General features: G+C 72.7%; 6 protein-coding genes. 4 read left to right on the top strand and 2 right to left on the bottom strand.

The annotated features are described in order from the left end of the window. Positions 1–299: 299 nt before the first annotated feature. A complete protein-coding gene (locus GT042_RS03350) occupies positions 300–1,004 on the top strand; it encodes a VTT domain-containing protein (RefSeq protein ID WP_161307200.1) in 705 nt (234 codons plus the stop codon). A 45-nt stretch (positions 1,005–1,049) separates the two neighbouring features. On the opposite strand, the gene GT042_RS03345 is transcribed toward GT042_RS03350, so the two are convergent. Further along, positions 1,050–2,660, bottom strand: coding sequence for a threonine/serine exporter family protein (locus GT042_RS03345; RefSeq protein ID WP_161307201.1), 1,611 nt, complete (start codon positions 2,658–2,660; stop codon positions 1,050–1,052). 125 nt (positions 2,661–2,785) lie between these two features. Further along, on the bottom strand, positions 2,786–3,283 hold the full coding sequence (locus GT042_RS03340) for an inorganic diphosphatase (protein ID WP_161307199.1): 498 nt from the start codon (positions 3,281–3,283) through the stop codon (positions 2,786–2,788). Between the two features lie 173 nt (positions 3,284–3,456). Here GT042_RS03340 and dacB point away from each other — a divergent pair, with 173 nt between their 5' ends. The 3 genes from dacB to GT042_RS03325 form a co-directional block, all read left to right on the top strand. Next, the gene (dacB, locus tag GT042_RS03335) at positions 3,457–4,875 is read left to right on the top strand and encodes a D-alanyl-D-alanine carboxypeptidase/D-alanyl-D-alanine-endopeptidase (RefSeq protein ID WP_161307198.1); all 1,419 of its coding nucleotides are present in this window, start codon (positions 3,457–3,459) and stop codon (positions 4,873–4,875) included. A 138-nt stretch (positions 4,876–5,013) separates the two neighbouring features. Then, positions 5,014–6,150: a zinc-dependent metalloprotease gene (locus GT042_RS03330; RefSeq protein ID WP_161307197.1), complete on the top strand. Its 1,137-nt coding sequence runs from the start codon at positions 5,014–5,016 to the stop codon at positions 6,148–6,150. A 187-nt stretch (positions 6,151–6,337) separates the two neighbouring features. Further along, on the top strand, positions 6,338–6,700 hold a 363-nt coding region (locus GT042_RS03325; RefSeq protein ID WP_272925671.1), incomplete at its 3' end, for an ATP-binding protein.

The raw sequence follows: 6,700 nt of genomic DNA, 5'->3' as shown, positions 1-6,700 counted from the left end.
CGCGGAGGGCGCGGGCGCCGGCGCGGTGCCGGTCGGCGGAGCGTCGGGGGCCACGCGCCCACCGTACGGCGGCCGACGTCCCGTACCCCTGCAAAAGAGGGCATGGCGGGCGGAAAGAAGCGCCGGCCGGGACCGGGGGACGGAGGGCCGTTGCGACGGGCGTCCGTCCCCCTGCGACCGGGGCGGATCTCATGGGGGCGGGTGGAACCAGGGAGCGCGGGTAGGCGTTGATAGCTTGTGCGCGGCCGACCACGCCGATTCGACGATCGACCGACCAACGACACAGGAGTCCGGAACCCGTGACCACCCTTGCGCTCGGACCCAGCTGGCTGGACCCGGACTATCTGATCGGGACCTTCGGACTGATCGGTGTCCTCGCCATCGTCTTCGCCGAGTCCGGCCTCCTCATCGGCTTCTTCCTGCCGGGGGACTCGCTGCTCTTCACCACCGGCCTGCTGGTCACGGCGGGCACGCTCGACCACCCGCTGTGGCTCGTCTGCGCGCTGGTGGTGCTGGCGGCCATCGTCGGGGACCAGGTCGGGTATCTCTTCGGCCGCAAGGTCGGGCCCTCGCTGTTCAAGCGCCCGGACTCCCGGCTCTTCAAGCAGGAGAACGTCGAGAAGGCGCACGAATTCTTCGAGAAGTACGGTCCCAAGTCGCTGGTCCTGGCCCGCTTCGTGCCGGTCGTCAGGACGTTCACGCCGATCATCGCCGGTGTGAGCCGGATGAACTACCGCTCGTTCATCACGTTCAACATCATCGGCGGCACGCTCTGGGGAGCCGGCGTCACGCTGCTCGGGGCCGCGCTCGGCAAGATCGACTTCGTGCACCAGCACATCGAGATGATCCTCATCGCGATCGTGCTGATCTCGGTGCTGCCCATCGCGATCGAGTTCCTGCGGGCGCGCTCCAAGTCCAAGAAGGAGGGCGGCTCCACGGCCGGCCGGACCGTCCCGGACACCGCCCCGGAGACCGGCGGCCGCGGCCGCCACGCGAAGCGCTGACCGCCTGACCGCATCTCACCGCCCGGCCGGCGGCGCTCTTCGGGATCAGAAGCCGCGCGTCCGCTTGGCCGCGCGGCGCCCGGACGCCCGGCCCGCTCCCGGCACCTTGAGGAACAGCCGGGAGATCTCTCCGCCGAGGTTCACGCCGATCGCGATCGCCAGGGCCAGCGCCGCCGCCTTCGACAGGGACGCCAGCCCGTGGTCCAGGTCGTTCTGGGCGAGGCCCAGCAGCCCGAAGTACGTGGCGGAGCCGGGCAGCAGCGGACCGATCGCCGCCGTGACGTACGGCAGCGCGGACGCGAAGCGGTAGCGCGAGAAGAGCTGTCCGAAGAGCCCCACCAGACCCGCCGCCACGGCCGTCGCCGCCACGGGCGAGATGCCCCCGGTGTGATGCATCGCCGCGTACACCGCCCACGCCACCCCGCCGTTGACGGACACCATCAGCACGGTGGAACGTTCCTGCTGGAGCAGGATCGCGAAGGCGAAGCTCAGCACGACGGCCGAGAGGATCTGTACGACCGGCCGCTCGGGGGTGTTCAGCGCCGCGTCCGGGTTCAGCTGCGCGTCGAGCTGCACCCCCAGGTAGAGCACGAGCAGCACACCGATGATGATCGCGACGAAGAAGTACATGACCTCCAGGAGGCGCGCGGCGGCGGTGATGTAATACCCCGTCAGCCCGTCCTGGACCCCGGCCACCAGCGCCCGTCCCGGCAGCAGCGCGAACAGGCCACCGGTGATGACGGCCGACGGCCGGCCGTCCCAGTGCACGGCCGAACCCAGCAGGGTCAGCGCCACCCCCATCGCGGCCGGCGGCATCGCCGCCACCACGAACTGGTAGAACTCCGGCAGCCCGCGCCCCGCCGCCAGCCACGCCAGCCGGTCGCCGAGCATCGCCCCGAGCGCCGCCGCGACGAACACCACGGGACCACCGCCGACCAGCACCGACGCGGCCCCCGCCAGCAGCCCGCTCGCCAGCGTCAGCGCCCAGCCCGGGTACGGGTGGCGGTTGCGCCGTATCACCGCCAGCCGTCGGTACGCGTCCTCCAGCGTGACGTCCGTGTCCTCGGCCGTGATGTCGTCCACGAGCGTGAAGACCGCCGCGAGCCGGGTGTAGTCCGTCCCCCGGCGCCGTACGGTCCGACTGGCCGTCACCGGGTCCTCCACCAGCGACGGCTGGTAGGAGATCGACAGCTGGGTGAAGGTGACCGTCGGCTCGCAGCGGGCCAGTCCGTACGCGCGGCTGACCGCGAACATCGCCGTCTCCACGTCCTCGGCGCCCTCGCCGCCCGCGAGCAGCAGCTCACCGATACGCAGCGTCAGGTCCAGGACCCGGGGGACGGCGGGGCCCACGTCGTCGTGCCGCTGCACGGTCTCCGGTACGGGCCGCTCGCCGACCGGCATCCTGAGGAGGGTGCGCATCCGGTCCTGCCAGGGCGCCTCTTTCGTCAACCGGACGAGGGGCGTGCCCTCCGCGGGGGTGAGGGCCTGGGAGGGCAGACCGGCCTGGGACGACGCACCCGTCCGGGAAGGCGCACCCGTCTGGGACGGCAGACCGTACGCGCGTGGCCCGTCCACCCCGAGGGGTGGGGCGAAGGCACTGCGCGCCTCGTCCGAAGGAGGCTTGCGGTCCTCGGGACCGTCCGGCTCGGCCACCACTGTCTGCTTCCCGCTCTCTTCCACGTCGTCCTGCGTTCCTGTAGTCCCCCGCCCCCCTTACACACGGATGGGCGGCACACCCCCGGAGGGATGCGCCGCCCGTACGGCCGTACACGGTCAGGCGGTCAGTGGTGCGCGCCGCCCTGCGCCTCAAGACGCTTGTACGAGGCCTCGATCTCGGCCTCGGCCTCGGCGCGGCCGACCCAGTCGGCGCCCTCGACGGACTTGCCGGGCTCCAGGTCCTTGTAGACCTCGAAGAAGTGCTGGATCTCCAGGCGGTCGAACTCGGAGACGTGGTGGATGTCGCGCAGGTGCTCCACCCGCGGGTCCGACGCCGGGACGCACAGCAGCTTGTCGTCGCCGCCCGCCTCGTCGGTCATCCGGAACATGCCGATCGCGCGGCACTTGATGAGGCAGCCGGGGAAGGTCGGGTCGTCCAGGATGACGAGCGCGTCCAGGGGATCGCCGTCCTCGCCCAGGGTGTTCTCGACGAAGCCGTAGTCGGCCGGGTAGCTGGTCGAGGTGAAGAGACGACGGTCAAGGCGGATCCGACCGGTCTCGTGGTCCACCTCGTACTTGTTCCGCGAACCCTTAGGGATCTCGATGGTGACGTCGAACTCCACGGGTGCTCCTCCATGATCAACACATGCGTACGGTGAGGTTGCGGCCTCACGGAGAAGCACCCCGTGCCGCGGCCGGACGGGCCGCCGTTGGCCGGGGTGCCGTGCTCGTGGCAAGGCGCAGTGATTAAGTGTCCCCCACGCAGGTGGGTGTTCGCGAAAGGGGCTGGTCAGCCGTGCTTGAGCCGAAAGTGTGGCAGCTCACGGCGGGCTCGGTCGCCGTCGGCCTGGTGCTCGCCGCCGGTGCCGTCTCGCTCGCGGGCCCGTGGGACTCCGGCCAGCGTAAGGCCGAGCGGCGCTGGGCCGCCGCCCAGGACCGTACAGGTGGCGCAGATCACGGCCCGCCGGCCGCGCACGGCCCCGCCAGGGAGCCCGCCCCCGCCCCCAGCGCCCCGGCGGTCCTCGCCGCGCTCGGCGGCGCGGCCCCGCCCGCCGCCCGGCTGCCTGCCGGCCTCGCCGAGAAGCTCGGGAAGAAGCTCGGACCGCTCCTGGACGACCCCGCGCTCGGCAAGGTCCGTACGGCGGAGGTCATCGACGTCGCCACCGGCCGGCGGCTGTACGGCAAGGGCCCCGACACCCCGATGGTCCCCGCCTCCACCGTGAAGATCGCCACCATGGTCGCCGCCCTCTCCGCGCTCGGCCCCGAACACCGCATCCCCACCACCGTCGTGGTCGGCCGCGACGCGCGGAAGCTGACCCTCGTCGGCGGCGGCGACGCCTCCCTCGACACCCGGCGGCTCGGCGCCCTCGCCGACGACACCGCCCGCGCCCTCGGCGACCGGGGGATCACCGCCGTCGAGATCGGCTACGACGCCTCCCTCTACTCGGGCCCCCGCGAACACCCCATCGGCCCCAACGACAACATCGCCCCCGTCGTCGCCCTGATGGCCGACGAGGGCCGCCTCGACCACTCCACCAGCGGGCCCGCGCCCCGCAGCGGCGACCCGGCCGGCGACGCCGCTGACGTCTTCGCCGGGCTGCTGCGCGACCGGGGCGTCAGGATCACCGGCCCCACCCGCCCCCACCGGGCCCCCAAGGGCGCGAAACCCCTGGCCAGGACGTACTCCGCGCCCCTCTCCGCCCTGGTGGAGCGCACCCTGACCGAGAGCGACAACGACCTCGCCGAGTCCCTGGCCCGCCAGACCGCGCTCGCCGGGGACGAACCGGCGAGCTTCGCGGGCGCCGGACGGGCCGTCACCGAACAGATCGAGGAGCTGGAACTGCCTCTCGGCCACGCCCGGTTCACCGACGGCAGCGGACTGAGCCGCGAGGACCGGGTCGGCGCCTCCCTGCTCACCGCCCTGCTGGCCCGGGCCGCGGACCCCGACCACCCGGAGCTGCGCCCCGTCCTGACCGGACTGCCCGTCGCCGGATTCAGCGGCACCCTGCGGGGGCGGTACGAGGACGACGTACCGGCCAGGGGACTCGTTCGGGCGAAGACCGGCACGCTCACCGGTGTGAACGCCCTCGCGGGCACCGTCGTGGACGCCGGGGGACGGCTCCTGGCCTTCGCCTTCCTGGCCGGCGCGACGCCCGCGCCCGACCCCGCGCAGACGGCCCTGGACCGGCTTTCAGCGGCCCTCGGCCGCCGCTGAGGCCGCCGGAAGGTCCCCGGAAGGTCCCCGGGCGGACCCCGGAAGGACCACGGCGGGCCCCGCCGTCCCCCGGCCGCTCGGCCGGACGGCCCCCGTCGTCCCCTGACGACTCCGCCGCCGACCACGTACGGTTGACGCATGACGAGCATCGGTGGTGCAGAGATGGTCGACTGGAACCTCGCGGTCGCGACGGCGATCCGCCTGGCGCGGCCCGGCCCGGACGTCACGCGGGACGAGGCGCGCGAGATCGTCGCCGAGCTGCGGCGGCACGCCAAGGCCTCCGAGGAGCACGTCCGGGGGTACACCCGGATGATCCCCGAGGGGCACGAGCCCGCCGACACCCCCGTCCTGGTCGTGGACCGGGCCGGCTGGGTGCGCGCCAACGTCGCCGGGTTCCGCGAACTGCTCAAGCCGCTGTTCGAGAAGATGCAGGAGCGGCGCTCCGGCAGCCCCGGCTCCGCCGTCTTCGGCGCGGTCGGCGGCAAGGTGACCGGCGTCGAGCTGGGCATGCTGCTGTCGTTCATGTCGTCCCGCGTCCTCGGCCAGTACGAGACGTTCGCCCCGCCCACCCGCGACCTGCCGTCGGGCGCGGACGGCGGCGGCCGGCTGCTGCTCGTCGCCCCCAACATCGTCCACGTCGAGCGCGAACTGGACGTCGACCCGCACGACTTCCGCCTCTGGGTGGCCCTCCACGAAGAGACGCACCGCACGCAGTTCACCGGCGTGCCCTGGCTCCGCGACCACCTCCAGGGCGAGATCCAGTCCTTCCTCGCCGAGACCGACGTCGACCCCATGACCATCGTGGAACGGCTCAGGGAAGCGGCCCAGTCGCTGACGGGCAACCGTCCCGAGGGCACGGACAACGACGGCGACAACGGCCGCAGCATCGTCGAACTGGTCCAGACCCCCGGGCAGCGCGAGGTCCTCGGCCGGCTCACCGCCGTGATGTCCCTGCTCGAAGGCCACGCGGACTACGTGATGGACGGCGTCGGGCCGCAGGTCGTCCCGTCCGTCGCCGAGATCCGCGAGAAGTTCCAGCAGCGCAGGGCCAGCGGCGCCAGCCGGCTCGACCAGGCGCTGCGCAAGCTGCTGGGGCTCGACGCCAAACTGCGCCAGTACCGGGACGGGGAGCGGTTCGTGCGCGCCGTGGTCGACGAGGTCGGCATGGACGGCTTCAACCGCGTCTGGACCTCGCCGAACACCCTGCCCACCAAGGCCGAGATCGCCAAGCCCGCGGACTGGGTGGCGAGGGTGCACCGTAAGACAGATTCCTGACCCGGATCCCGCCGACGGCAGAAGTACGCCTCAGTAATCACCCGTCCGAGGGACCGTGAGCCAGGGATAGGCGTGCCATGCTCGGGTAATGGCTCGGATCTGTCACCATCTACGCACTCTGCGTGACGGTCTCAGGCCGGTCTCCGACCGAGGCACCCCCCGAAAAACATCACGAAGGGCACCGGACATGGGTCCCCATCCTGCGGTCGCGGCGATACGCCTGGCGGTCCGCCGCGTACTCCACGACGTACTGCACGACGTCCTCACCGAGCGGCCCGAGGCGTCCCGCGTCACCACCCCCCACCGCACCTCGACGCTCGTCGCCGACGACCGCCCGCTCGTCCTCGTCGCCTGCTCCGGCGGCGCCGACTCCATGGCGCTCGCCTCGGCCCTCGCCTTCGAGGCCCCCAAACTCTCCGTCCGCGCCGGCGCCGTCACCGTCGACCACGGCCTCCAGGACGGCTCGGACCTCCGCGCCGCCGAGGTCGTGGCCCGCCTGGGCGGCATGCGGCTCGACCCCGTCGAGTCCGTCGCGGTGACCGTCGGCCGC

This window comes from Streptomyces sp. SID3212 (assembly GCF_009865405.1).
Taxonomy (GTDB): Bacteria; Actinomycetota; Actinomycetes; order Streptomycetales; family Streptomycetaceae; genus Streptomyces.
This window is presented reverse-complemented; position numbering and strand designations above follow the sequence as displayed.

Bases quoted from the DNA above. Each gene is read 5' to 3' on its own strand.
- GT042_RS03330 (WP_161307197.1), top strand. From the start codon at position 5,014: ATGACGAGCATCGGTGGTGCAGAGATGGTCGACTGGAACCTCGCGGTC.